This is a genomic window from Pseudomonas sp. HMSC08G10 (assembly GCF_001808425.1).
In the GTDB taxonomy this organism is placed as follows: Bacteria; Pseudomonadota; Gammaproteobacteria; order Pseudomonadales; family Pseudomonadaceae; genus Aquipseudomonas; species Aquipseudomonas guariconensis.
Genome location: NZ_KV793324.1, coordinates 1 through 24,602, shown reverse-complemented (window position 1 = coordinate 24,602; position 24,602 = coordinate 1). Strand labels below are relative to the sequence as shown.

At 64.3% G+C, this 24,602-nt stretch carries 22 protein-coding genes; 15 read left to right on the top strand and 7 right to left on the bottom strand.

Annotation, left to right across the window (positions count from 1 at the left end; genetic code table 11):
- The first annotated feature begins 53 nt into the window (after positions 1-53).
- The 4 genes from glcD to HMPREF3173_RS18230 all read left to right on the top strand — a co-directional run bounded on the left by glcD (position 54) and on the right by HMPREF3173_RS18230 (position 5,420).
- A complete protein-coding gene (gene glcD, locus HMPREF3173_RS18245) occupies positions 54-1,553 on the top strand; it encodes a glycolate oxidase subunit GlcD (protein ID WP_070575262.1) in 1,500 nt (499 codons plus the stop codon).
- On the top strand, positions 1,553-2,605 hold the full coding sequence (gene glcE / locus HMPREF3173_RS18240; protein ID WP_070575259.1) for a glycolate oxidase subunit GlcE: 1,053 nt from the start codon (positions 1,553-1,555) through the stop codon (positions 2,603-2,605). The genes glcD and glcE overlap by 1 nt, the downstream gene beginning before the upstream one ends.
- A gap of 7 nt (positions 2,606-2,612) precedes the next feature.
- Positions 2,613-3,836: a glycolate oxidase subunit GlcF gene (gene glcF / locus HMPREF3173_RS18235; protein WP_070575256.1), complete on the top strand. Its 1,224-nt coding sequence runs from the start codon at positions 2,613-2,615 to the stop codon at positions 3,834-3,836.
- Between the two features lie 150 nt (positions 3,837-3,986).
- Positions 3,987-5,420 carry a MocR-like pyridoxine biosynthesis transcription factor PdxR gene (locus tag HMPREF3173_RS18230; RefSeq protein WP_070575253.1) on the top strand — a complete coding sequence of 478 codons (1,434 nt, stop codon included), beginning with the start codon at positions 3,987-3,989 and terminating at the stop codon, positions 5,418-5,420.
- Here HMPREF3173_RS18230 and HMPREF3173_RS18225 read toward each other — a convergent pair.
- Both HMPREF3173_RS18225 and HMPREF3173_RS18220 read right to left on the bottom strand, forming a co-directional pair.
- Positions 5,413-6,609 carry a cyanate transporter gene (locus HMPREF3173_RS18225; protein ID WP_070575250.1) on the bottom strand — a complete coding sequence of 399 codons (1,197 nt, stop codon included), beginning with the start codon at positions 6,607-6,609 and terminating at the stop codon, positions 5,413-5,415. The genes HMPREF3173_RS18230 and HMPREF3173_RS18225 overlap by 8 nt on opposite strands.
- Entirely contained in the window at positions 6,606-7,064 is a 459-nt protein-coding gene (locus HMPREF3173_RS18220) for a nucleoside deaminase (protein ID WP_070575247.1), read from the bottom strand. The genes HMPREF3173_RS18225 and HMPREF3173_RS18220 overlap by 4 nt, the downstream gene beginning before the upstream one ends.
- 227 nt (positions 7,065-7,291) lie before the next feature.
- Between HMPREF3173_RS18220 and HMPREF3173_RS18215 the strand changes: the two genes are divergently transcribed.
- Both HMPREF3173_RS18215 and HMPREF3173_RS18210 read left to right on the top strand, forming a co-directional pair.
- Positions 7,292-7,729: a carboxymuconolactone decarboxylase family protein gene (locus HMPREF3173_RS18215; RefSeq protein ID WP_070575245.1), complete on the top strand. Its 438-nt coding sequence runs from the start codon at positions 7,292-7,294 to the stop codon at positions 7,727-7,729.
- A gap of 108 nt (positions 7,730-7,837) precedes the next feature.
- Positions 7,838-9,367 carry a catalase gene (locus HMPREF3173_RS18210; protein ID WP_083300090.1) on the top strand — a complete coding sequence of 510 codons (1,530 nt, stop codon included), beginning with the start codon at positions 7,838-7,840 and terminating at the stop codon, positions 9,365-9,367.
- A 6-nt stretch (positions 9,368-9,373) separates the two neighbouring features.
- Here HMPREF3173_RS18210 and HMPREF3173_RS18205 read toward each other — a convergent pair whose 3' ends face one another.
- Positions 9,374-10,390 (bottom strand): AraC family transcriptional regulator, encoded by a 1,017-nt coding sequence (locus HMPREF3173_RS18205; protein ID WP_070575242.1) that lies wholly within the window; start codon positions 10,388-10,390, stop codon positions 9,374-9,376.
- 169 nt (positions 10,391-10,559) lie between these two features.
- Between HMPREF3173_RS18205 and HMPREF3173_RS18200 the strand changes: the two genes are divergently transcribed.
- Genes HMPREF3173_RS18200 through HMPREF3173_RS18190 form a run of 3 tightly spaced genes read left to right on the top strand, consistent with a single transcriptional unit; the run spans position 10,560 to position 13,204 of the window.
- Positions 10,560-11,744: an acetyl-CoA C-acyltransferase family protein gene (locus tag HMPREF3173_RS18200; RefSeq protein ID WP_070575239.1), complete on the top strand. Its 1,185-nt coding sequence runs from the start codon at positions 10,560-10,562 to the stop codon at positions 11,742-11,744.
- 11 nt (positions 11,745-11,755) lie between these two features.
- Entirely contained in the window at positions 11,756-12,604 is an 849-nt protein-coding gene (locus HMPREF3173_RS18195) for a 3-hydroxybutyryl-CoA dehydrogenase (protein ID WP_070575236.1), read from the top strand.
- Positions 12,605-12,619: 15 nt separating this feature from the next.
- Complete coding sequence (locus HMPREF3173_RS18190) at positions 12,620-13,204, top strand: TetR/AcrR family transcriptional regulator (protein WP_070575233.1); 585 nt, start codon at positions 12,620-12,622, stop codon at positions 13,202-13,204.
- On the opposite strand, the gene HMPREF3173_RS18185 is transcribed toward HMPREF3173_RS18190, so the two are convergent.
- From HMPREF3173_RS18185 to HMPREF3173_RS18175, 3 genes are all read right to left on the bottom strand, one after another.
- A complete protein-coding gene (locus HMPREF3173_RS18185; RefSeq protein ID WP_070575231.1) occupies positions 13,201-17,697 on the bottom strand; it encodes an NEL-type E3 ubiquitin ligase domain-containing protein in 4,497 nt (1,498 codons plus the stop codon). The two genes, HMPREF3173_RS18190 and HMPREF3173_RS18185, sit on opposite strands and share 4 nt — an antisense overlap.
- A gap of 93 nt (positions 17,698-17,790) precedes the next feature.
- Positions 17,791-18,543, bottom strand: a complete 753-nt coding sequence (locus HMPREF3173_RS18180) for an anti-sigma factor family protein (RefSeq protein ID WP_070575228.1) — start codon at positions 18,541-18,543, stop codon at positions 17,791-17,793.
- The gene (locus tag HMPREF3173_RS18175; RefSeq protein WP_070575225.1) at positions 18,540-19,055 is read right to left on the bottom strand and encodes a sigma-70 family RNA polymerase sigma factor; all 516 of its coding nucleotides are present in this window, start codon (positions 19,053-19,055) and stop codon (positions 18,540-18,542) included. Before HMPREF3173_RS18175 ends, HMPREF3173_RS18180 begins: the two co-directional genes overlap by 4 nt.
- Before the next feature lie 125 nt (positions 19,056-19,180).
- On the opposite strand from HMPREF3173_RS18175, the gene HMPREF3173_RS18170 reads away from it, so the two are divergent.
- From HMPREF3173_RS18170 to HMPREF3173_RS18145, 6 genes are all read left to right on the top strand, one after another.
- Complete coding sequence (locus HMPREF3173_RS18170) at positions 19,181-20,233, top strand: catalase family peroxidase (protein WP_070575221.1); 1,053 nt, start codon at positions 19,181-19,183, stop codon at positions 20,231-20,233.
- Positions 20,230-20,763 carry a cytochrome b gene (locus HMPREF3173_RS18165; protein ID WP_070575219.1) on the top strand — a complete coding sequence of 178 codons (534 nt, stop codon included), beginning with the start codon at positions 20,230-20,232 and terminating at the stop codon, positions 20,761-20,763. Before HMPREF3173_RS18170 ends, HMPREF3173_RS18165 begins: the two co-directional genes overlap by 4 nt.
- Before the next feature lie 48 nt (positions 20,764-20,811).
- On the top strand, positions 20,812-22,017 hold the full coding sequence (locus HMPREF3173_RS18160) for an MFS transporter (RefSeq protein WP_070575216.1): 1,206 nt from the start codon (positions 20,812-20,814) through the stop codon (positions 22,015-22,017).
- A gap of 82 nt (positions 22,018-22,099) precedes the next feature.
- Positions 22,100-22,645 carry a cupin domain-containing protein gene (locus HMPREF3173_RS18155; protein ID WP_043214747.1) on the top strand — a complete coding sequence of 182 codons (546 nt, stop codon included), beginning with the start codon at positions 22,100-22,102 and terminating at the stop codon, positions 22,643-22,645.
- A 6-nt stretch (positions 22,646-22,651) separates the two neighbouring features.
- A complete protein-coding gene (locus HMPREF3173_RS18150) occupies positions 22,652-22,954 on the top strand; it encodes a DUF7693 family protein (RefSeq protein ID WP_334280632.1) in 303 nt (100 codons plus the stop codon).
- Positions 22,951-23,544, top strand: a complete 594-nt coding sequence (locus HMPREF3173_RS18145) for an eCIS core domain-containing protein (RefSeq protein WP_070575214.1) — start codon at positions 22,951-22,953, stop codon at positions 23,542-23,544. The genes HMPREF3173_RS18150 and HMPREF3173_RS18145 overlap by 4 nt, the downstream gene beginning before the upstream one ends.
- 185 nt (positions 23,545-23,729) lie before the next feature.
- Here the strand turns inward: HMPREF3173_RS18145 and HMPREF3173_RS24730 are convergent.
- Positions 23,730-24,602, bottom strand: an 873-nt coding sequence (locus tag HMPREF3173_RS24730; protein WP_305885083.1) for an RHS repeat-associated core domain-containing protein, incomplete at its 5' end; no start/stop codon positions are given.

The window sequence follows — 24,602 nt, the reverse complement described above, 5'->3', positions numbered from 1 at the left end:
CGCTGTTATCCCACGGCTCGACCGTCCTCCCACGGGGGGCGTGAAGCCGAGCCATGAGTATTCTCTACGACGAACACCTGGACGGCCCCCTGCCCACCGTGGACAAGGCGGCCTTGTTGGCAGCCCTGCACGACGCCCTGCCGGATCTTCAGATCCTTCACCACGCCGAAGACCTCAAACCCTACGAATGCGATGGCCTCTCGGCCTACCGCAGCGTGCCGTTGCTGGTGGCATTGCCCGAGCGTCTCGAACAGGTCCAGGCACTGCTACGCCTGTGCCATCAACGCGGCGTGCCAGTGGTGGCGCGCGGCGCGGGCACGGGACTTTCCGGCGGCGCCCTGCCCCTGCCCCAGGGCATCCTGCTGGTGATGGCGCGCTTCAACCGCATCCTGGAGGTCAACCCACAAGGGCGCTATGCCAGGGTCCAGCCCGGCGTGCGCAACCTGGCGATCTCCCAGGCAGCAGCGCCTCACGGCCTGTATTACGCGCCGGACCCTTCCTCGCAGATCGCCTGCTCGATCGGCGGCAACGTCGCCGAAAACGCCGGCGGCGTGCATTGCCTCAAATACGGCCTGACCGTGCACAACCTGCTCAAGGTGGACATCCTCACTGTCGAAGGCGAACACCTGACCCTGGGCAGCGATGCCCTGGATAGCCCCGGCTTCGACCTGCTGGCGCTGTTCACCGGCTCCGAAGGCATGCTTGGCATCGTCACCGAAGTCACCGTCAAGCTCCTGCCCAAGCCCCAGGTCGCGCGGGTGCTGCTGGCCAGCTTCGACAGCGTCGAGAAGGCCGGCGGCGCGGTCGCCGATATCATCGCCGCTGGCATCATCCCGGGCGGCCTGGAGATGATGGACAACCTGGCCATCCGCGCCGCCGAAGACTTCATCCACGCCGGTTACCCGGTGGAGGCGGCGGCGATCCTGCTGTGCGAGCTGGACGGTGTGGAATCGGACGTGCAGGACGACTGCGAGCGCGTCGCCGCCGTGCTGCGCCAGGCCGGTGCCAGCGAGGTACGCCTGGCCTGCGACGAGGCCGAACGCGTGCGTTTCTGGGCTGGGCGCAAGAACGCCTTTCCCGCGGTAGGGCGCATTTCCCCGGACTACTACTGCATGGACGGCACCATCCCCCGCCGCGAACTGCCTGGGGTACTCAGGGGCATCGCCGAGCTGTCCCGGGAATACGGGCTGCGGGTGGCCAACGTGTTCCACGCCGGCGATGGCAACATGCACCCGCTGATCCTGTTCGACGCCAACCTGCCCGGCGAACTGGAGCGCGCCGAGGCCATCGGCGGCAAGATCCTGGAGCTGTGCGTGGCGGTCGGTGGCAGCATCACCGGCGAGCATGGCGTCGGGCGTGAAAAGATCAACCAGATGTGCGCCCAGTTCAACGCCGACGAAATCACCCTGTTCCACGCGGTCAAGGCTGCGTTCGATCCCAAAGGCCTGCTCAACCCCGGCAAGAACATCCCCACCCTGCACCGCTGCGCCGAGTTCGGTGCCCTGCACGTACACCAGGGTCAATTGCCCTTCCCTGACCTGGAGCGTTTCTGATGGATGCGGACCGCGACATGAGCCAGGACCTGCTCGACCAGGTCAACCAAGCCCTGGCGATGGACACCCCCCTGCGCATCCAGGGCGGCAACAGCAAGGCCATGCTGGGCTGCCCCGTAACCGGCGAAATCCTCGATACCCGAAGCCACCGAGGCATCGTGCGCTACGATCCGACCGAACTGGTGCTCACCGCCCGCGCCGGCACGCCCCTGCGCGAGATCGAAGCAGTGCTGCACGAAGCCGGCCAGATGCTGCCCTGCGAGCCGCCCCACTTGGGCCCGGATGCCACCCTCGGCGGCATGGTCGCCGCGGGGTTGTCCGGGCCACGCCGGCCCTGGGCCGGGGCGGTGCGCGACTACGTGCTCGGCACGCGTGTGATCACCGGCCACGGCAAGCTGCTGCGTTTTGGCGGCGAGGTGATGAAGAACGTCGCCGGTTACGATGTCTCACGACTGATGGTCGCCAGTTTCGGCTGCCTGGGCCTGCTCACCGAGGTGTCGCTGAAAGTGCTGCCACGACCCCGTCAATGCGCGAGCCTCCGCCTGGACATGAACACTCACCAAGCATTGGACGCACTGGCCGAATGGGGTCAGCAACCGCTGCCGATCAGCGCCGCCTGCCACGATGGCGAAGCGCTCTACCTGCGCCTGGAAGGCGGAGAAGGCTCGGTGTTGTCGGCCCGCCAACGGCTGGGGGGTGAGGCGCTCGAAAGCCGCTTCTGGGAGGACTTGCGCGAACAGCGCCTGGCCTTTTTCGACGACCCGGCGCCGCTGTGGCGACTCTCGGTACCGACCGCCACGGGGCCACTCGCGTTGCCCGGCAGGCAATTGATCGACTGGGGCGGCGCCCAGCGCTGGTTGAAGTCTTCGGCCGCGCCGGCGCAGCTACGTGCGCAACTGGCCCAGGTCGGCGGCCATGCCACGGCGTACACGCCGGGCGATGACAGCATGCCGCCGCTGCCTGCCGCACTGATACGCTATCACCGCGCCCTCAAGCAGCAACTCGATCCCCAGGGCATCTTCAACCCTGGTCGCCTGTACCCGGACCTGTGAGGCCGCCATGCAAACCAACCTGAGCGAGGCCGCCAAGGCCCTGCCACGCGGCGAAGAGGCCGAACGCATTCTGCGCAGTTGCGTACATTGCGGCTTTTGCACCGCCACCTGTCCCACCTATCAACTGCTCGGTGATGAACTCGATGGCCCGCGCGGACGCATCTACCTGATCAAGCAGGTGCTCGAAGGCGCGCCGGCCAGCGCCAGCACCCAGTTGCACCTGGACCGCTGCCTGAGCTGCCGCAATTGCGAGACCACCTGTCCATCGGGTGTCAAATACCACGACCTGCTGGACATCGGCCGCCCCGTGGTCGAACGACAGGTCCCGCGCCCGCTGGGTGAGCGCCTGTTGCGCCAGGGCTTGCGCGCCGTGGTGCCGCATCCTGTGCTGTTCAAGGCCCTGACCCGTACAGGCCAGGCCCTGCGCCCGCTGTTGCCCGGCGTGCTCAAAGCCAAGCTGCCCGCACAGATCGCTGCCCCCGGCCAACGCCCGGCACCCCGCCATGCCCGTCGGGTGTTGCTGCTCGAAGGGTGCGTGCAGCCGGCCCTGTCGCCCAACACCAATGCCGCGGCCGCACGCGTGCTGGACCGCCTGGGGATCAGTGTGGAAGCAGCGACCGCAGCCGGCTGTTGTGGCGCGGTCGACTACCACCTCAACGCCCAGGAGCACGGCCTGGCCAGGGCACGACGCAACATCGATGCCTGGTGGCCTGCCATCGAGGCCGGCGCCGAAGCCATCGTGCAGACCGCCAGTGGTTGCGGTGCCTTCGTGCGCGACTACGGCCACTTGCTGGCAAACGATCCGCACTACGCCGCCAAGGCCGCCCGGGTCAGCGCCCTGGCCCGGGACCTGGTAGAGGTGCTACAGGCCGAGCCCGTCGAGCAACTGGGCCTGTGTGCCGAGCAGCGCCTGGCCTTCCACTGCCCCTGCACCCTGCAGCACGCCCTGAAGCTCGGCGGTGCGGTGGAGCAGTTGCTGTCACGCCTGGGCTTTACCCTCACCCCCGTGCCGGACAGCCACCTGTGCTGCGGCTCGGCCGGCACCTACTCGCTGACCCAACCTGCGCTGTCGCGCCGCCTGCGGGATGATCGCCTCACGGCGCTGGAAAGCGGCAACCCTCAGCTCATCGCCACCGCCAACATCGGTTGCCAGGCGCACCTGGACAGCGCCGGACGCACGCAGGTGCGGCACTGGATCGAGATCGTCGACGCTGCCCTGACAGACACCTAGCCGACCGCCACTTCGCGGGTAGCGCCCACAAGGTTGGCGCTTCCCTCTGCTGGAGCGGCTTTACCCGTGAAGGACTGCCCTGCAGCCCGCGCCCTTGCAGCCAGCCCCACAAACCCCGAAGCTTGCCCTCTCACCACCCCGGACAGCCCCATGGAACTGCACATCCGCTTGCAAGGCCGCAAAGGCCTGGCCGACCAGCTCTATCAGCAACTGCGTGCCAGCATCGACAGCGGTCACCTGGCCGCCGGCACCCAACTGCCCCCCACTCGCCTGCTCGCCGAACAACTGGGCGTGTCCCGCAAGACCGTCGCCGAAGCTTACTCACGCCTGACCTACGACAACCTGCTCAGCGGCGTGGTCGGTCGCGGCACCTTCGTGACACCGCAACGCCCCTTGCAAGCCATCCAGGCCCAGGCCATTCCCCTGGCCGCCGCCGCGTCCGTGGCGCGCTGGCAGCAACGGGCCACGGTGCTCTCCCGGCCAGCCCTCGAAACCCCATCGCGCTACGACTTCGTCGGTGGCGCATCGAGCAAGGCGCAGTTCCCGTTCGATCAGTGGCGCAGTTGCCTTCAATACGCCCTGCGCCGAAGCCAACGTCACACCCAACGCCAGTTCGACGCTCAAGGCCTGCCGGAACTTCGCGAAGCCATCGCCCACCACATCGCTTTCGCCCGTGGCGTGCATTGCAGCGCGGCCGACGTGATGGTGTGCAACGGTGCACAGCAAGCGTTGGACCTGATCGCCCGGGTGCTGATCGAACCCGGCTGCCAGGTGGCCATGGAAGACCCCGGCTATCCGCCCGCGCGCCAGCTGTTTCTGGCGCTGGGCGCGCACCTGCAGTCGGTGCCGGTGGATGACGAAGGGCTGTGCGTCGAACAGATCGCCGACGGCACGCGGCTGATCTACGTGACACCGTCCCATCAGTTCCCCCTCGGCATGCCGATGAGCGAACGCCGGCGCATCGCCCTGCTGACGCGGGCCGCCGAATTGGGGGCATTGATCATCGAGGACGACTACGACTGCGAGTTCCGCTACCAGGGGCCGGGCAGCGATGCCCTGCAGCGCCTGGACCGCCATGGGCTGGTGGCCTACGTGGGCACCTTTTCCAAGACATTGCTGTCCGAACTGCGTCTGGGCTACGCCGTGCTGCCTGCGAGCGTGCTACGCGCCGCGTGCGTGGCCAAGCACCTGACCGACTGGCACAGCCCGAGCCTGCAGCAATGGGCGCTGGCGCGCTTCATCAGTGAAGGTCACCTGAACAAGCACATCCGCCGCTGCCATGAGGTGTACAGCGCCCGCCGGGAACGAATCCTGGCCCGTCTGGGCGGTGACTTGGCGCCCTGGCTGACGGCCGTACCGGCCAACGCCGGCTTTCACTTGAGCGCCCTGGCCAGCCCCGAGGTCGATGTGGACTTGCTGGTGAGCCTGGCGCGCAAGGTAGAGGTCGGCCTGTATTCGCTGGCCCCGTTCTACAGCGAGGCCCCGGTGCGTCCGGGGCTGTTGCTGGGCTTCGGGGCCATCGAGTTGCTGGACATCGACACCGCGCTGGACCGCGTGCGCGATACCCTGCAAGGCCTCAGTTGACCGCTGCCTGGGCCGGTTGACCGGGGCGAGCGATGGCGGCGACATAGCCGTGCGGGGCGAAGCGCGCCGTGACCAACAGCATCGCTACCACGGTGATGGTGAGCAAGGTCCAGGAGGCCTGGAAATCGCCACTGATATCGCGCAACCACCCCGTCAGGTAGGGAATGATCCCGGTGATGATGAACCCGATGCCCTGCACGAACGCGGCCAGGCTGCCGGCTTGAGCGGGGTCCTTGCGCAGATGTTCCAAAGTCAGGGTCAGGCTCAGGCTGAAGCACGCGCCCAGGCCCAGGCCGATCATCGCCACCCACACACCCATGGCCAAGGTCGGCGCCAGCAGCAGGCCAAGAAAGCCCCCCAACTGGATAGACAGCGCCAGCCACAGGCCCGGGCGACGGTCCGCCAGGCTGCGCAGCAACAGCGGCAGCCCCAAGGCGCCAGTGACCTGGAAGATCGTCATCAGCCCGACCAGCTCACCCCCCCCCTGCGCGGTACCGCCGTGCTCGATGTGGTAGGCCGGCAACCACGCCACCATGCTGGTGTAGCCGCCATTGATCAGCCCGAAGTAGCTGGCCAGCAGCCAAGCCCGGCGGTTGCCGAACCAATGCCCGCCCCCGCCACCGGCGAGTTTCGGCGTGTTGTGCCGTGGTCGCAGCACCAGCCAGGCCAATACCGCCAGCACCGCCGGGAGCGCCCAGACGCCCAGGCCAACCTGCCAGCGCCCGGTCACGGCACTGATCGACGGGCCAAGCACGGCCGCCAAGCCTCCGCCGCTCATCAACGCCGCCGAATACAGGCCCATGGTGGTCGCCAGGCGCGAGGGGAACCAGCGATTGACCAGCCCAGGCATCATGCCCTGGACCACAGCCACGCCGAGCCCGGCCAGCACGGCACTGGCGATCAGCGCCCAGGCGCTGTTCAGTTGCAGACGCCATAGGCACGCCAGGGCGATTGCCGCAAGGCCCATGAGCATGCCGCCATGCTCGCTCAACCAACGGCGCAGCCAGGGTTGCAGCAACGGGATCAGGCCCATGCACAGCACCGGCAAGGCGGTCAGCAGCGCAGCCTGTTGGTAGCCCAGGCCGGTGCTCGCGCGCATGGGTTCGAGCAGCGGCCCGATACTGGTGAGGATCGGCCGCAGGTTCAGTGCCAGCAACAGCACCAGCAATAGGTTCAGTGCGCCTCTCATCCCTGGTGCGCCTGCATCCATTGAAGGTACAGGTCGGCCTCGCCGGCGGGTTTGAGTGGCCGCAGAGGCAGGCTCTGCTGCTGGGGTGGGTGGGCCATCTGGGCGTACACCGCTGCGGTGGACAGCCCATAGGGCTCGCCCTCGTCGTTGTCGTAGGCGAACCAGGCGCGCTCGATGCCGCACAGGTGCATGGCGGCCAGGCACATCGGGCACGGATGGCCACTGGCGTAGATCTCGGCGCCGTCCAGACGCGCCTGCCCCAGGGCCTGGGCCGCTTTGCGGATCGCCTGCATTTCCGCGTGGGTGGTCGGGTCCTGGGTGCTGTGGATTTCATTGACGGCACGCGCCAGGACTTTCCCCTGATACACCAGCACGGCGCCGAATGGCCGGCCACCGGCCTGGATATTGGCGCGGGCCAGGTCGAGGGCTTCGCGCATGAAACGTTCATCGGACATCGTAGGAAATCTCTTGGTGCAAGACCGTCTCATTATCGCGGCTGGGCGGCGCCAGCAAAAATGAAGAGATTGGATGCAGGTCAGTGGCCCCCTGAATAGCTCATTGGCCTCCTGGCAAAGCACAGGATTGGCTATCGGGCCCTTCGTGCCCTAGCGCTAACGTATGACCAAGGCCAGGCGCTGCCTCAGCGCCGGCAAACGTGATCCCCCTTACACCGGAGTCCGCCATGCACGAACGTATCGAATGGGCCAAGCACGCCCCGCAAGCCTACAAAGCCATGATCGGCCTGGAGCAAGCCCTCGCCAACAGCGGCCTGGAAAACTCCCTGCTCGAACTGGTCCGCCTGCGCGCCTCGCAGATCAACGGCTGCGCCTATTGCGTCAACATGCACGCCAACGATGCGCGCAAGGCTGGCGAGACCGAGGCTCGCCTGCAGACCCTCTGCGCCTGGCAGGAAACACGCTATTTCACCCCACGCGAACGGGCCGCCCTGGCCTGGCTGGAATGCCTCACCCGCCTGCCCGAGCGCGGCGCGCCGCAGCCGGAGTACGAAGCCCTGCTGGAACACTTCGAGCCTGCCGAAGTCGCCAACCTGACCCTGGCCATCGCCACCATCAATGCCTGGAACCGCTTCGGCGTAGGCTTTGCCATGGTCCCGGCCTGACACTCTGCCCTGAAAACAGCCACGACAAACAACGTTCGCACCGACTGAAAGCGTGGATGTGTACCCCTAGCATCGATCACCCGATCAATAGCCCTCAGGTACCTTTCCATGCCCGCAACCCGACCCACCCGCATCGTCGGGCGTCTGCTCGGTGCGACGTTGCTTGCCAGCGCCACCCTGCATGCCGCCCCCCTGACACGCGACAACGGCGCCCCGGTTGGCGACAACCAGCATTCGCAGACCGCCGGCGCCAACGGCCCGGTGCTGCTCCAGGATGTGCAGCTCATCCAGAAGCTGCAACGTTTCGACCGAGAACGTATTCCTGAACGCGTCGTCCATGCCCGTGGCACGGGTGCCCATGGTGAGTTCACCGCGTTCGAAGATCTCTCCACACTGACCCAGGCCCGGCTGTTCACGCCGGGAGAGAAAACGCCCGTATTCGTGCGTTTTTCCTCGGTGGTTCATGGTCTGCACTCACCGGAAACCCTACGCGATCCTCGCGGCTTCGCCACCCGTTTCTACACCAGCAGCGGCAACTGGGACTTGGTTGGCAACAACTTCCCGACCTTCTTCATCCGCGATGCGATGAAGTTCCCCGACATGGTCCACGCCTTCAAACCCGATCCACGCACCAACCTGGCCAACGACGCCCGGCGCTTCGACTTGTTCTCGCACATGCCCGAGGCCACCCGCACCCTCACCTTGCTGTACTCCAACGACGGCACCCCCAAGAGCTACCGGCACATGGACGGCAACAGCGTACATGCCTACAAGTTCGTCAATGCCCAGGGCGAAGTAACCTATGTGAAGTTCCACTGGAAAAGCCTGCAAGGCCGCGAAAACCTCGCGCCCAAAGAGGTCGAGCGTATCCAGGGCCAGGACTTCAACCACATGACCCACGACCTCGTCGCTGCCATTGGCCGTGGCGAGTTCCCCAAATGGGACCTTTACATCCAGACGCTCAAGCCCGAGCAGCTGGCAGCCTTCGACTTCGATCCGCTGGACCCGACCAAGATCTGGCCGGATGTGCCGCAGCGCCGTGTCGGCCAGATGGTGCTCAACCGCAACGTAAACAACTTCTTCCAGGAAACCGAACAGGTGACGCTGGCCCCATCCAACCTGATCCCGGGCATCGAGCCTTCCGAGGATCGCCTGCTGCAAGGACGCCTGTTCTCCTACGCCGACACCCAGATGTACCGGGTCGGCGCCAATGCCGGCCGCTTGCCGATCAACCAGCCACGGGCCGCGGTGAACAACGGCAACCAGGACGGAGCCCACGACAACGGCCGCACCCGAGGCATGGTCAACTACGCGCCCAGCCGCCTGCAGCCGCGCACCAGCACCGAGTCGGCGCGCTACAGCCAGCTACCCCTGGCTGGCAGCACCCAGCAACGCGGCATCACACGGGAGCAGAACTTCAAGCAGGCCGGTGAGCTGTACCGGTCCTACAGCAAGCAGGAGCAGCGCGACCTGGTGAACAGTTTTGGCCAGTCCCTGGCGGGGGCCGATGACGACAGCAAGCACATCGTCCTGTCGTTCCTCTACAAGGCCGACCCCGACTATGGCAAGCGCGTTGCCAAGGTCGCCAAGGGTGACCTCACCCGGGTCAAAGCACTGGCACGGGAGCTGCGCGACTGACAGCGCCTAGCGGGTGCGATCGGCCAATCGCGCCCGATAGCTGCCCGGACTGTAACCGGTCCATTTCTTGAAAGCGCGGTGGAAGGCGCTGGGCTCCTGGAAGCCGGTCTGCTCGGCGATTTCGGCGATGCTCAGCACACCTTCGCGCAAACGTTCGAACGCCATGGCACGGCGCACTTCATCCTTGATCTGCTGGTAGGAGCGCCCTTCGCGCTCCAGCTGCCGGCGAAAGGTGCTGGCGCTGATGCCCTGCTGCTCGGCCATGGCCTGGAGGGTCGGCCATTGGCCGTAGCGCCGGGCACGCAGATGGCGATAGACCACCGCTGCCAGGCCGTTCTGGTTGCGAAAACGAATCACCAACCCCTGGGGCGCACTGCGCAGGAAGGTCTTCAGCGCGGCCAGGTCCTGCACCACCGGCAAGCGCAGGTAAGCGCTGTCGAACTCCACTTCCGTACGCCCACTGCCCAGCCGCAGGTCCGGGCCCCACAACAAGGTGTCGTCCTCCTGGGCCGGGCGCGCCACGGCCAGTTCGGTACGGTCGATCGCGATGCGCCGTCCGGCCAGCCAGCACAGCAATCCGACCACCAGCACCAGGTAGGTTTCTTCGGCGTAGACCCGCGTCAACGGATCGTTGATGCTCGACTGCACGCTGATCACCACCCGCCCGCCGCGCACCGAAAACGTACCGCGCACATCGCGCAGGAACAGCGCGAAATTGCCCAGGTATTGGCGTAAGGCCTTTTCCAGGGTGGGCTCCTGGATCAGCCCCCGGCAGATCAGGGCGAAGCTGCCCAAGGGCATGCCATGGCTGTCGAGGTGGAAGAACTCATCGTCCAGCACATGGATCATCTGCAGCCAGAGTTGGGCGAATGCCTTGGCCGGCACCCTGGCCTGAGGCTGCTCGAGCAGTGCCGGGTCGATCCCCACGCCACGCAGGTAGGCATCGCGTTCGGCGGGGCGCTCGCGCAGGGCATGGAGCATGGCGTTGAGAAAGTACACCGCGACCGAATCGCTATCGCGCATGGCTGGTTTTCACTGTCTATGCTGGGTGGCAAAAAATGCCAGGTTTACTGAACAGATCCGGCATAGGCCAAGCCTGGGCGGTTGCCTAGACTCGACCCATTCCGGGAACGCCGGCCATTCTCTCAGAGCCTGTGCCGGTCCCGCCATGCCTTCGCAATCGGAGCCTTCCATGAGCAACGCAGAAATCTACGTCGTCAGTGCAGTCCGTTCGGCCATCGGTGGTTTCGGTGGGTCTCTCAAGGACCTGCCACTGGCCGACCTGGCCAGCGCCATCACCCGCGCCGCCATCGAGCGCTCGGGCATCGCCGCCAGCGATATCGGCCATGTGGTCATGGGTACCGTGATCCCCACCGAGCCGCGCGATGCCTACCTAAGCCGCGTCGCCTCGATGAACGCGGGCGTGCCCAAGGAAACCCCAGCCTTCAACGTCAACCGCCTGTGCGGCTCGGGCCTGCAAGCCATCGTCTCGGCCGCCCAGACCCTGCTGCTGGGCGACACCGATGTGGCCCTGGCCGCTGGCGCCGAATCCATGAGCCGTGGCCCCTACCTGCTGCCGCAAGCCCGTTGGGGCGCACGCATGGGTGACCTGCAGGGCATCGACTACACCGTCGGCGTGCTGCAAGACCCCTTCGAGCACTTCCACATGGGCATCACCGCCGAGAACGTCGCCGCCCAGCATGGCATCACGCGCGAAATGCAGGATGAACTGGCCCTGACCAGTCAGCGCCGCGCCGCCCGCGCCATCGCCGAAGGTCGCTTCGACAGCCAGATCGTGCCGATCGAGCTCAAGACCCGCAAAGGTAGCGTGCAGTTCGCCACCGACGAGCACGTACGTGGCGAAGTGACCGCCGAGCAACTGGCCGGCATGAAGCCGGTGTTCAAGAAAGACGGTAGCGTCACCGCCGGCAACGCCAGTGGCATCAACGACGGTGCCGCCGGCCTGGTCCTGGCCACCGGCGATGCGGTTCGCCGCCTGGGTCTGAAGCCTCTGGCACGCCTGGTGGCCTACGCCCACGCCGGTGTCGAGCCGGAGCTGATGGGCCTGGGCCCGATCCCGGCCACGCGCAAGGTGCTGGAAAAAGCCGGCCTGAGCATCAGCGACCTGGACGTGATCGAGTCCAACGAAGCCTTCGCCGCCCAGGCCTGCGCCGTGGCCCGCGCGCTGGACTTCGATCCAGAGAAGGTCAACCCCAATGGTTCGGGCATCTCCCTCGGCCACCCAGTCGGTGCCACCGGAGCGATCATCGCCACCAAGGCCATTCATGAACTGCAACGCACCCAGGGCCGCTATGCCCTGGCCACCATGTGCATCGGCGGCGGCCAAGGCATCGCCGTTGTCTTCGAGCGCGTCTGAGGAGCCTGAACGTGAGCATTCAACACATCGCCGTGATCGGCGCCGGCACCATGGGCAACGGTATTGCCCAGGTGTGCGCGGTGGCCGGTTACCAGGTCCTGCTGATCGACGTCTCGCAGGCGGCACTGGAGCGTGGCGTGGCCACCCTGGGCAAGAACCTGGAGCGCCAGGTCAACAAAGGCACACTGGAAGCCGACAAGGCCGAGGCGGCCAAGACGCGCATCCGCACCAGCACCGACTATGCCGACTTGGGCAGCGCGCAACTGGTGATCGAAGCGGCCACCGAGAACCTGGAGCTCAAGCAACGCATCCTCAAGCAGGTGGCGGCCAACGTCGTCAGCGACTGCCTGATCGCCACCAACACCTCGTCGCTGTCGGTCACTGCGCTGGCGGCCAGCATCGAGCACCCTGAGCGCTTCATTGGCGTGCACTTCTTCAACCCAGTGCCGATGATGGCCCTGGTGGAGATCATCCGCGGCCTGCAAACCAGCGACAGTACCTATGCCCAGGCCCTGGTGGTCACCGAAAAACTGGGCAAGACGCCGATCACCGCCGGCAACCGCCCGGGCTTCGTGGTCAACCGCATCCTGGTGCCGATGATCAACGAGGCGATCTTCGTCCGCCAGGAGGGCCTGGCCAGTGCCGAGGACATCGACACCGGCATGCGCCTGGGCTGCAATCAGCCGATCGGCCCGCTGGCCCTGGCCGACCTGATCGGCCTGGACACCTTGCTGGCGATCATGGAGGCCTTCCACGAGGGCTTCAACGACAGCAAGTACCGCCCTGCCCCGCTGCTCAAGGAAATGGTCGCCGCCGGCTACCTGGGCCGTAAGAGCGGTCGCGGTTTCTTCACCTACTGATCGGGAGCGAGCGCCATGCCAGTCACTGCCGCCCTACGCTGTGCGAACTTCGAAGAGCGCCGCGACAAGGCCATGGCGCTCTTTGCCGAAAAAGGCTTTGGCCAGGTCAGCATGCGCGAGCTGGCGGCCCATGTGGGCTTGACCGCAGGCTCGCTGTATCACCATTTCCCCAGCAAGCAGGACCTTTTGTTCGACTTGATCGAGGAGCTCTATGAAGAGCTGCAGGCAACCCTCGACCAAGGCCGGCGCGCTCTCGCTCGCGGCCAGGCGGTGCTGCCTTGTTTGATTGCCGCACATTGGCAATTGCACGAGGAGCGCCCCCTGCAGTTTCGTCTGGCCGAGCGGGATTTCTGCTGTTTGAGCGAAGACCAGCAAGCCCGCCTGGCCAGTACGCGGGCCCGCTACGAGAAAGGCCTGCTGCACCTGATCGCGCCACAGGCCCGGCTGCAAGGCCAAGCCTTGGCGGCCACCGGGCATGTGCTGGCCACCTTGCTCAACCAGTTACCCGGTCTGCTGCGCGGGCGGGAGCTGGACAGCGACCAAGGGCTGGCCTTGATGCAGAGCCTGTTACTGGGCGCGCTGGAGCGTACGCTGGGCTAAACCGGCTGGCCTGGAGTCGGGATCTGCCAATGCCACGTCAAGCGGCGCATTGCCGCCTTGGTCAACGCCAAGCGTTGGTCGAGCCGCCATTGGTCTACATCCTTTTGAAGCGCCTCAAGCGCTCGCAGACTATCTTCGTCGTTGCCCAAGGCCCGCTCCTTGTCACGAAAATGTCGCGGCAGCTTGAATTTAGAGCCATAGGCGCGCTCCAGATACTTGGTCCAGAAGCGCTGCCCGACCATCCACAGTGCGAGCGTATCTTCGCTCTGCGAGGCCAAGATCCTCCTGCGAGCATCCTTGACGCCCTCGTCAATATTCCCGGCAGCGTGCTCGAAGCGAATTTGGCTGGGTTTGCCCGGCAGGTCCAGGTCTTTGAACAAACGCACCCGGAACGCGAGCACCACCTCCACTTGGTCCATAGGCCCAGGCATCCGTATGGCATACCAACGGGAGTAATCATCTAAGGCATTTTTCCGCCAGAGCTGGCCTCCTAGATGCAACAGCTCAGGCTCTGGGTCGACTTCATATTCACCGTGCTCTGCCTCCCATGCCAGCACATGGGTCTCCAGGTCAGTAAAACGCAGGAGGGCATTGTCACCACAGGTGCGAATCTCCGACATTGGCAAGATTTCCTCGCCTAGCGTTTCGTTCGTTTCAATGACCTCAAGCATGTCCATGATGCGATAGGCCAGGGCGCGGGCAGTGTTGTCATGAGCGAATTCTTCAGATTGCACCAGCCGCCGCATCAGATCGATGAAATTCGCAGAATTGGAATGGTTCACCAGCGCGTGCCAAAGCCGCGCCATTTCTTCCCGGTCTTCGGCATCCACACGATCCAGCCAGAGCAAACGTACCGGAACCCTGCCATCGTCCGGTCGATACCAAGCGCTTCCTTCGTTGTCCGACAAGCCTAATGCTTGCCTGTCAAAACGCACTCTGCCTCGTTCCCACAGTGAGGATCCGTACAAGCCTTCCGGTAGTGCTTTTAGAGTGTTGCCCGCCATGTCCAACTCGTACAGGGTCTGATGGGACGCTACACCAAGGGGCATATCGTGTAGACCAGCATTACGTAGTATCAGTGTCAGCAATCTTGGCATACCTTCGACCGAAAACTGGCGCTGCAACGAGTTACGTGACAAGTTCAGGTATTCCAACCTTTCACATTCATTGATCAACTGGACTTGCTCATCGTCCAGACGAATTTTGTTGTCGGAAAAATCAATAATTCTCAGGCGCTGTCGCAGTCCGCTCATCGGAGGAAACCGCCTGAGCTTGCAGTGAGTGATTTCGACTGAAATCAGATTATCAAAGGCGCGAAGGAACCCATCAGGCAGGCCTTTCAAATTCATCGAGCGCAAGTCAAGCGCTGTGACATGCGGAAAACGGATCGGCTCAGGCAAGTCCGGCAACTTGCTCACATCCAAGCCACCCAGGGAAAACTTGAAATACGACTGATCTTCCAACGGTTTGGGTTGTTCGGGTATCAATTGGCGCCAGCAACGGATGAGCTCCTTGCGCATGTGATAGCGCGAACTGTATTCAAAATGCACAAGCCCCTCGCGCTGCCAAGTCGTCAAGGTATTGCTTAACAGTTCATGCTGATTCTCCAAATTGTCGAGCACGCTGTGCAAACTCTCGCCACGCCCGAGCATAGCGCTCAGCCAGTATTGGATTTCCTCATCGCTGTAGCTGGGGTAAAGGTAGCGAAGCTTGGCTCTCAGCGAACGGGGGCTGCCGAAACCAAAGAGCCGCCGGCCTCCGCTCAAGGGGTAGCCGACCCGGCCATCGTCCAGGCGAAAAGGTAGCAGGAAGGAAGGCGTGGGCTGTTCTCGGTCCAGCAGCTCGGCCAGTTCCTGGCGGCGCGAGGCTATGTCCCTCGCCAACGCCTTGCGAAGCTCTTGGGCGAACGGCTCGCCAATATTCATCGCGTCCCGCTGCGCCTGGGTGAAGAGGTCCGCCAACACATCGAATAACTCGCCAGGTTGATCCAGCGCATCGCCGCGCTCATTGCGCAATACGAACACGCCTTCCTGATGGCTGAGGTGGAGGGTCTCGACGGCCTCGTTTGCAGAGTGATGCGCCAGCAGGCCGTCCCCGTCGAACAGCACCCAGTGCCGGCCCTGAGGCGCACCTGGCAGTTTATTGATCAGCTTGATAACACCACGGGCCATATCGAGCGTCTGCGGCGTGTCGATGAAAAGCCCCTCGAATACCCGTGCCACCCGGATACGCATCGCCCTTTGCCGGGCAACCTGCGCCATCGACAAAGGTACCCGCCCGGTCTGTTCCAGCAATTCACGGTCTCCATCGCTCGCCTCGCTCAGGAGCTGCTCGGCAGCAAGCCGATGCAGGCTGGGGAAGTCTCTGCGCAATGCCTGCACCGAAACATCTTCGCTTGCGTTGCTCTCATCGTAGAGGCTCTGCAACAAGAACCGTCGCTGCTCCCAGACCACCTCGGCCAGAGCCTCGCCCTCAAGCCCTGCTGCCCCGGGCAGCTTCAACGCTTCTTCAAGCAGTGCCTTGTCCATCACCTGCCGTCCTTGCTGCAAGCGACTCCTGAGCTCAACGATGCGATTGGCCAGCACGAAGCGGTTCACTGTATCGGTCAACTCTGCTTCAGGAGCGTTGGCAAAGACATGCACAGCCCGCAGGTGGTCTTCCTCGAGGCCGTGGGCCAGCAAGACTTGCCCAATCTGCTTATCGCTCAGGCTTGCATACGCGACGCCAAGCCTGCGAAACATGCGCTCGGTGCCTCGCCATTCCGCGGGCCGTTCGCTCCACAGCCGCCAGGCGCCAGCACCATTGTGTTCGAGCAGTGGGGCATGATTTTCGTAAGGCACCAGGTACCAATCTTCGCTTTCGGTTTGGTACACCGGGTAGTAATACCCTTCCATTTCGATCCACGATTGCTCGCCCAGGCGGTAGACCCCGCTTTGATCGACAATCGCCTGCGCAGGTGGCGATTCGCTGACGTAAGGCGCCAGATCCTGGTTCCAAAGTTTTTCGCTGCCATCTTCAAGCATCGCAGGTACCAGCCCGTCCACCAGGTCACTGCGCGTCCACAGCGTTCGCGCCGCCGCCACTCCGGTAGCCGTGGCCCCCAGCAGGGCCACGTCCTTGCCTACGTTCACCAAATGGTCCAGAGCCGCATTGGTGTCCCCCTCCCGCCAGTCCTTGACCGACTGGAATACCTCGCTGAGCAGCTCCCAGGCCATCACCGCCAACAACGCCGCGCCGATCGCCGGGATGAACAGCCCTGCGAGCGCCAGCAGGGCCATCCCTTGCGCATGCCGACGCTCGCTCTTGGCCAACGCGACATCGCCATCGATGCGCGCAACAGGTGTGGCGAACACGGCCGCGTCGTCCTTGATTTGCTGGATGCGCATCGTCGCCAAATGGTCGAACAAAGGCGTCGGGTAGACCTTCATGTGCTGGTCCAACTCCCGCGTGGCCCAGTCAGCCACACCGTCCACCCGCTGTTGGACAGCGGCAAAGAATCCGGCGCGGTCGCGCTGAAGGACGAAACGCTCGAAGAACTGCCGGTAATCGTCCTTGCGCAGGCGCTTGCCCAGAATCTTCCTGGCGAAGCCTTCCAGGTTCTTGGCGACGCACCAGGCACCTAGTCGGTCCCCTGGGATATACACCAGCACCCGCTTGCTGCTGTTGAGCAGCAAGCCTTCGTCGATCACGTCCAACACCACGATCTGCTGAAGGTGACAGTTGAATGCCTTGAGCTGCTTGGCGACCACCGGTGCGCCTTCGAGCCGCCCGAGCTTACCGTCGGTATACAAACCGATGATCAGTTCGAGTTCGGCGTCCCTGAGCACACCCTCGGCATGGGCCTTGAAGGCGTCCACCAGCAGGTTTGAGCGGTATTGCGCTTTGAGCAAGGCTTTGCAGCTCTGCGCGTCTTTCTGCTCTTTGGCCTCAAGCACTGCTTCAAGATGGCTCTGGTACTGCCCCCCCAAGTCCAGTTCACGGCAGAACGTGGCGAATGCCGGCACCGAGGGTGTCGTGAGCGCGGCACCCGGCCCATCGACCAGCGTGTTACGCGCATGCTGCCCGCCCTCGGCAGCCTGAGCCTCGCTGAAGTTGGACATTGCTGCGCTGAGCAACGACACGTCGAAGTAGTCGCTCGCCGGCGTCGGGTAATGGCTGGTGTAGTAACTGTGCTCGGGGCTCGTGTAGGTATACCACTGGCGCAGGAAGTGCTGCTTTGCATCCAGACCGGTGTTGAATTTCTCTTGCAGCGCGGTGTTCAGGCGCGTGATGCAGAAGCTGTCGAGGCTTTCAATCTTGCTCCAACACTTGGCCAATTGCCGACGACTCTGCAGGCCATTGACCAACGCCTCCCGCAGGAGCGTGAAATCAGAAACCCGGACCTTGCCCATCCAATCAGGCAAGCGCTTGGCAATCAGTTGATCTTGGAACTGCTGCGCAATGGCCATCATGTCCATGGCCGTCGATTGCGCGTTGTCACTGACGTTTCCCATACCGCGAATTCCCTCACCGATAAACGAAGCGGTGAGGCTAGAGAGGACGGTCCAGGTACACGCGTTACATAGTTACGTCTGGTGCGACAGCGACTAAAGGCTCACGCCCAACGCCTGCCGCAATCGATCGGCACGTGCATCATCGGCCGCGCCAACCAGGGCGAAATTGTAGGCGCCATGAGACCAGTAGCGCGCTTCAAGCTGCCCTTCAGTCCGTTGCCCGCTGGGCATACGTGCATAGCGCTCGCTGGGCGAGCGCAGGAACAGGCTGATCCGCTCTCCCTTGTTGTCCTGAAACACCAGCAGCGCCGCCGGGCCTTGTTCGTTGCTCAGCAGCCGGGCGCCCACCGGCTGGAACCCGTAGGCGCCAAGGTCCGGCAACTGTCCGACGCGGTCGAAATGGCGCTCGAGCCAGGCCTGCAGGTGCTGCGGGTCGCCGGCCTGGACATCCAGCGGGGTCCCCCCTGCGAACAGGCGATGGGCCTGCACGGCGTCGGCCATCGGCAGGGTATCGGCCACCAGCGTCGCCTCGCGGGCCTGCCAGCCACCGAACCCACCCACGCCCAGCGCCAGAAGCAGCAGCGCAGCCGATGCCCACTGCCGCTGGCGACGCTGACGCAAGCGTCGCCTCAACTGCCCAAGATCCAGGTCGGTCGTGGTGGTGGCCTGCCCGAATCCGGCCAGGGCCGCGCGCAGGCGCCGGGCGTCGTTGCGCCAGGCCTCCACCCGCGCCGCCTCCTGCGGATTGGCTGCCAACCAGGCGTGCACCTGGGCTCTGCGCACCGGGTCGAGCCGGTCATCGATGTAGGCATGCAGCTCATGTTCGGTGGGGATCAACGGGGTCATTTCAGTCTCCGCAAGGCTGGGGGCGTCGGGTCGCCCTCGGTCAGGTCGCGCAGGGCGGCTCGGGCGCGTGACAGGCGCGACATGACCGTACCGATGGGGATGCCCAGGGCTTGGGCGGCCTCTTTGTAGCTCAACCCTTCGACACTCACCAGCAACAGCAAGGCGCGCTGTTCCGTGGACAGCCGGGCGAAGGCCGCAAGGTCGGCATGGGCCATGACGATGCGCTCGGTCTCGCCGCCCACCGCTTCCTCCTGGCCACGGCCGAACCAGGCCAGCCAGCGGGCATGCAGGCGCTCGCGGCGCTTGCCGTCGAGAAACAGGCGATAAAGGATGGTGAACAGCCAGGCGCGCAGGCTGTCGGCGTCACGCTGCTGCCCGCTGCGGCGCAAGGCGCGCTCGACAGTGGCCTGGACCAGATCGTCGGCGCTGCCCGACTCACGGCACAGCCACAACGCGAAGCGGCGCAGCCGCTGCAGCAGTTCGCGCCATTGGTGTTCATCCAGGTCATGCATGGTCAGGTCCCGGGCCCTTTGATGGTCAGTCTAAGGGGGCAGACGCACTGGCACGACATTTATTCCCATAGCGGGGAATAAATCTCTCGCCAGCCCGTCGTACCGGCTCATTCACTGCGTGGAACCTGACCATGACCACTCCTCTGTACGGCCCGGCCAAGGCCTTGCGCCTGGCGGCCATCGGCGCGGCCCTGCTGGCCCTGGGCGCCGGCTTTGCCTATGCCGCCGGCTGGATCGGCGCCCCGGCGCTGACGCCCCAACGCATCATCGACACCTTCGAAGCCCAGGCCGGCCATTACCCCGGCTATCGCAAGAACCACGCCAAAGGCCTGTGCGTCAGCGGCTACTTCCAGAGCAGCGGGCTCGCCGAGCCGTTGTCCAGTGCACGGGTGTTCAGCCAGCCCCGCGTGCCAGTCATTGGCCGCTTCGCCATCGGCGGCGCCAACCCGTTCGCCCCGGACACCAGCATCCCGGTACGCAGCCTGGCCCTGCAGTTCAGCACCGATGACGGGCAGATCTGGCGGACCGGCATGAACAATCCGCCTGTGCTGGCAATCGGCACGCCGCAAGCGTTCTACGAGCAAGTCCTGGCCATGGCGCCAACCCCTGCCACCGGCAAGCCCGACCCTGCAAAGATGCAGGCCTTCTTCGCGGCCCACCCCGAAAGCGCGGCCTTCCGTCAATGGGCCGCCACCTACAAACCCAGCGACAGCTTCGCCAGCACCCAATACCACAGCATCAATGCCTTCCTGCTTAAGGATCGCGGCGGCATCAGCCATCCGGTGCGCTGGCAGCTGGAACCGCAAACCCCGTTCGTAGCGCTGCCGACGCAAATCGATGACAAGCAGTTCCTGCAGCACGACCTGCAGCGACGCCTGGCGCAAGGCCCGCTGCGCTGGACGCTGCGCCTGGTGCTCGCCGAACCCGGCGACCCAGTGGATGACGCCTCTCGCCCCTGGCCTGCCGAGCGGCGCAGCATCGAGGCCGGCACCCTGGTCGTCGAACAGGTCGATGCGCCCGAACAAGGCGCGTGCCGTGACATCAACTTCGACCCGCTGATCCTGCCCAAGGGCATCGAGCCCTCCGCCGACCCGATCCTGGCCGCTCGTTCGGCCGCGTACTCGGAGTCTTTCAACCGCCGCAGCCGCGAGTCTCTCGCTACCGGAGCACGCCCATGACCGTCACCGTCTTCCATCCCCTCGCCCGATTGGTGCATTGGCTGATGGCCGTGCTGATCCTGGCGATGCTGTTCATCGGCGTGAGCATGGTCGGCGACCTGTCGCCACGCCATCCGCTGCTGGTCGAGTTGCACAAGGCCACGGGGCTGACCTTGCTGGTGTTGGTGGTGCTGCGCATCGCCCTGCGCCTGACCCTACCTCACCCACCGCTGCCCAGGGACATTCCGCCCGTTCAGCGCCTGGCCGCCGGCGCTTCCCACCTGCTGCTGTATGGCCTGATGTTGGCCATGCCGCTGCTGGGCTGGGCCATGCTCTCGGCCGGCGACTACCCGCGCCCACTGCAACTGCCGGCCATCGCCCCCCATGATCTGCAGCTGTACGCGGTGTTGCGTCGGGCCCACGGCTGGGCCGGCTACCTGTTGTTCGCCACCATCCTGGTGCACCTGGGGGCCGCATTGATGCACGCTTGGGTGCGCCGGGACGGCGTATTGCGTAGCATGTGGCCTGGCCCAGTGCGCCGCAGCGAATGAGCGTTGCGGGCCAGTTTGGCCCCTGACCTCCAACCGACTGGACTGCCCATGACCGCTGCAAAGGACCCTGCTGCCCTGATTCCCCCTGCGACCTTGGATCTGCGCCCGCTGCTGCTGATCAGCGGCGCGTGCACCCTGTCGATGATGGCGTTCGTGGCATTGATCGGCCCGATCGCCCGCCAGCTGGGCATGGCTACCTGGCAGGCCGGTGCAGCGGTGACCGTGGCAGGGGTGGTCTGGGTGATGCTGGCCCGGCCTTGGGGGCGCGCCGCCGACCGCTATGGCCGCAGACGTATCCTGTTGCTGGGCAGCGCGGGGTTCACGCTTTCGTATTGGTCGCTGTGCCTGTTCATCGACGGTGCACTGCGCTGGATGCCTGGGGCGACCCTGGCCTTCATCGGCCTGATGCTCACGCGCGGTCTGATCGGTGCGTTCTATGCAGCACTACCGGTAGGGGCCAACGCCCTGATCGCCGACCATGTCGAACCCCAACGCCGGGCCCGGGCCATGGCTTCGCTGGGCGCAGCCAACGCCGTCGGCCTGGTCCTGGGGCCGGCCTTGGCCGCCTTGCTGGCTCGCCACAGCCTGAGCATGCCGTTCTATGTCATGTCGCTGTTGCCGGCGAGCGCTTTCTTCGTGCTGCTGTTCAAACTCAAACCACAACCCTTGGCACATGGCCATGCGCCTAGCCCGGTGCGGCTGCGCGATCCGCGCCTGCGTCGCCCGTTGCTGGTGGCCTTCAGCGCCATGTTCAGCGTGACGGTCTCGCAGATCACCGTGGGCTTCTTTGCCCTCGACCGCCTGCACCTGGCCGCGGTCGAGGCGGCGCAGGCCGCAGGCATCGCCCTCACCTGCGTAGGTGTCGCGCTGATACTGGCCCAGGTACTACTGCGCAAGCTCGAATGGCCGCCGCTGAAGATGATCCGCGTGGGCGCCACGGTCTCGGCCTTGGGATTTGCCAGCGCCGCCCTGGCGAGCACCGCGCCGTGGCTGTGGGGGGCATTCTTCGTGGCAGCTGCTGGCATGGGGTTTGTCTTCCCGGCGTTTTCGGCACTGGCGGCCAACGCCATGCATGCCACCGAACAAGGCGCCACCGCGGGGTCCATCGGCGCAGCCCAGGGCATGGGCGCGGTGCTCGGGCCGCTGGCCGGCACCCTGGTCTATGCGGTCGATCCATCCCTGCCCTTCGCGGCGGTAGCCGCGCTGTTGCTACTGGTCGGGCTATGGCCGACACCCGCCGATAAACGTCACTGACAAGCACAGCGCGTTGCCGTCCAGAGTGTGCTTTAATGCGTCGCCCATTATTTTTGACACCTCTCTATCTAACAAGGCGGCTATGGACACGGGGACACGACTCAAACTGGTGCGTGAACGCAACAACCTCTCCCAGCGGGAGCTGGCCCGCCGTAGCGGCCTGACCAACTCGACGATCTCGCAGATCGAGCAGAATCGCGTCAGCCCGTCGGTCAGTTCCCTTAAAAAGCTGCTCGAAGGCATCCCCATGTCCCTGGCGGAATTCTTCAGCTTCGATGAGCCGGTGCGCGAAGAGCGCTATGTGTTCCGCGGCGGCGAGCAACCCGACCTGGGCCGCAACGGCCTGCGCATGCTGTTGGTCGGCGCCAGCGTCCCCGGCCGGCAGATGCGCATGCTGCGCGAGCTGTACGCACCGGGCGCCGATTCGGGCGAACCGATCGTGCACTCCGAAGGCGAAGAATGTGGCTTGGTCACCCGTGGCACCATCGAGCTGTGGGTCGATGGCCAGGTGAGTGTCCTCAACGCAGGCGATGGCTACTACATCCCCACCACCCTGCCGCACAGTTTCAAGAACATCGGCCCGGACGAGGCCGAGATCATCAGCGCCAACACCCCGGCCAACTTCTGATCCGCCGTGCTGCCGCCCAACAGCCGAGAAGCCTGCCAGCGCCTGCGTGACGCCGCCCTGGGTGTCCATGCGCTGCAGGTGTTGGCCCGCACCCCCGAGGGGCAGGTCGACGTACGTATCGATGGCTGGCAACTGCGCTTGCTGCTGGACGCCGACGGGCTGGTCCAGTGCAGCCATTGCCGCACGCCCGACGGCCATGAAGCCGGCCTGCAGGACTGGCACCGCTATGGCACCAACCCCACCGATCTGCTGAGTATCTGGGAGCGTGGCCGCATCGAGCAGCTCCTGGCCACGGGAACCTCTGGATGAAACGCGCCAGCCTGTTGCTCGGCCTGGCGCTCGCCTTACCGGCATTAGCCGAGAACACTTGCCCGCCAGGGCAGTACCAGGTGTGCCTGATGGGCTGTTTCTGCGCACCTATCGACCCAGGCCAGGCCGGCCAGGTACTCAAGGATGTCGAACTCATGGCCTCCGGTAGCCTGGCCTTCGCTCTGCGCCAAGCCCGCGACGAAGCCACCACCAACGGCACCGAGCCGATTCCCCTGCACATCCGCGCCCAACTCGAGCCCTGGTATGACTTTGCCGTGCTCGATGCAGCGCGTTATCGGGTGGGAGACGAGCAGCAGGTCAGCGCGGCCAATGCCCTGCTGCAAAACCCGGACGTGAACGCGGTGACCTTGGTCGACACGATCATCTTCCGCCACGCCCAGGACGCCGAGGACAACGTCGCGCTCTGGGCCCACGAGCTCAAGCATGTGCAGCAGTACCAAGAGCTGGGCGTGGAGGAATTTGCCCGGCGGTACACCCGCAACTACGAGGACCTCGAAGGCCCGGCCTACAAGGTCGAGGCCGAGGTTGCCAAGGCGTTGCGGGAAAAACGCTCGGGGCAGGCGCGTTGAGCCTCCCACCCTAGATCTGTACGAAATGTGTTCGCGCGAAGGCCAGACAAGGCGAAACGGAGCGAGCAAGCGCAGTGTACTAGAGTACATGAGCATTCCGAGCCCCGTTTCAACCCAGTATGGGCGAGTGCGGACATATTTCGTACAAAGCCTAAATCACACGCCAGGCAATGGTTATTGGTGAGTCATACGCCTGCTCGCCTTGTACTGTTCTTCGGCTTGTAATTCTCCCATTCAGGCCTCCCAAATATTTCGTCTTGGGAGATTTTCTTTCCCTCCCGGTAGAAAATCAGATTGGCTTGAACTTCCGGTAGCGCTCGGTGGCGATATAGCCAGCGAAGCTCACTCGACGTGATACTGGTACCGGGGCCTTTCGTTTTTGATGCCACGCCGGCAAGCGTATCTTCAATAATGTCCACCACGAAGTGGACAGTTTTTTTCTGATCGAGCAACTGAAACGCGAGCCCCGCCTTACTGGTTTTTTTCCATAGTTCTGGTCCCAGTTTCATGACTAAACTTGGGTTCTCCTTCAGCTGTCTCGCGCCCTCCAGCTCTTTGACATTATAGGCTGCATGACTTTTGAGAAATTCCCTAAACGAAATACCTCGCTTAAAATCATGCAGGTGGTTTTTTATATCCTTATCTTGTGCATATTGGGTAGGATTTCCAGGATCCCAGACAGCGTCGGTAATATCATTTTGAATAACAATATTACTTCTTTCTTTTTTCTTTTTAAAAAGACGTAACATCCCCGTCGGAGAGGCCTTTGCCTCTTTTCTTTTCACACCCACTCCCTCAAGGGCTGCAACCGCTTTTTTACGCGGTGCGTCCAATCCATAGACGATATCCCCCGACTCGAATAGTTTTGCCAGCGGCGTGCCATCCGGGGCCAACGGTCCCACCGCCTGCTCTCGACCGTCACCATCGCGCCAAGTCACTGGATTGTTCTTGACCATCCGATAGAGGTTCAGTCCATCCACCGTGCCAGCCGGGTCGGTACTCAGCCATCGCCCGGCCCAGGATTGATAATAGCGATAGCCGTAGTAATAGAGCCCCGT

What these genes read in the sequence shown, in the direction of transcription:
- glcD (WP_070575262.1), top strand. Translation starts at nt 54, where the DNA reads ATGAGTATTCTCTACGACGAACACCTGGACGGCCCCCTGCCCACCGTG.
- HMPREF3173_RS18205 (WP_070575242.1), bottom strand. Translation starts at nt 10,390, where the DNA reads ATGCGCGATAGCGATTCGGTCGCGGTGTACTTTCTCAACGCCATGCTC.
- HMPREF3173_RS18225 (WP_070575250.1), bottom strand. Translation starts at nt 6,609, where the DNA reads ATGAGAGGCGCACTGAACCTATTGCTGGTGCTGTTGCTGGCACTGAAC.
- HMPREF3173_RS18155 (WP_043214747.1), top strand. Translation starts at nt 22,100, where the DNA reads ATGGACACGGGGACACGACTCAAACTGGTGCGTGAACGCAACAACCTC.
- HMPREF3173_RS18165 (WP_070575219.1), top strand. Translation starts at nt 20,230, where the DNA reads ATGACCGTCACCGTCTTCCATCCCCTCGCCCGATTGGTGCATTGGCTG.
- HMPREF3173_RS18175 (WP_070575225.1), bottom strand. Translation starts at nt 19,055, where the DNA reads ATGCATGACCTGGATGAACACCAATGGCGCGAACTGCTGCAGCGGCTG.
- glcF (WP_070575256.1), top strand. Translation starts at nt 2,613, where the DNA reads ATGCAAACCAACCTGAGCGAGGCCGCCAAGGCCCTGCCACGCGGCGAA.
- HMPREF3173_RS18220 (WP_070575247.1), bottom strand. Translation starts at nt 7,064, where the DNA reads ATGTCCGATGAACGTTTCATGCGCGAAGCCCTCGACCTGGCCCGCGCC.
- HMPREF3173_RS18200 (WP_070575239.1), top strand. Translation starts at nt 10,560, where the DNA reads ATGAGCAACGCAGAAATCTACGTCGTCAGTGCAGTCCGTTCGGCCATC.
- HMPREF3173_RS18190 (WP_070575233.1), top strand. Translation starts at nt 12,620, where the DNA reads ATGCCAGTCACTGCCGCCCTACGCTGTGCGAACTTCGAAGAGCGCCGC.
- HMPREF3173_RS18160 (WP_070575216.1), top strand. Translation starts at nt 20,812, where the DNA reads ATGACCGCTGCAAAGGACCCTGCTGCCCTGATTCCCCCTGCGACCTTG.
- HMPREF3173_RS18210 (WP_083300090.1), top strand. Translation starts at nt 7,838, where the DNA reads ATGCCCGCAACCCGACCCACCCGCATCGTCGGGCGTCTGCTCGGTGCG.
- HMPREF3173_RS18145 (WP_070575214.1), top strand. Translation starts at nt 22,951, where the DNA reads ATGAAACGCGCCAGCCTGTTGCTCGGCCTGGCGCTCGCCTTACCGGCA.
- HMPREF3173_RS18230 (WP_070575253.1), top strand. Translation starts at nt 3,987, where the DNA reads ATGGAACTGCACATCCGCTTGCAAGGCCGCAAAGGCCTGGCCGACCAG.
- HMPREF3173_RS18185 (WP_070575231.1), bottom strand. Translation starts at nt 17,697, where the DNA reads ATGGGAAACGTCAGTGACAACGCGCAATCGACGGCCATGGACATGATG.
- HMPREF3173_RS18180 (WP_070575228.1), bottom strand. Translation starts at nt 18,543, where the DNA reads ATGACCCCGTTGATCCCCACCGAACATGAGCTGCATGCCTACATCGAT.
- HMPREF3173_RS18215 (WP_070575245.1), top strand. Translation starts at nt 7,292, where the DNA reads ATGCACGAACGTATCGAATGGGCCAAGCACGCCCCGCAAGCCTACAAA.
- glcE (WP_070575259.1), top strand. Translation starts at nt 1,553, where the DNA reads ATGGATGCGGACCGCGACATGAGCCAGGACCTGCTCGACCAGGTCAAC.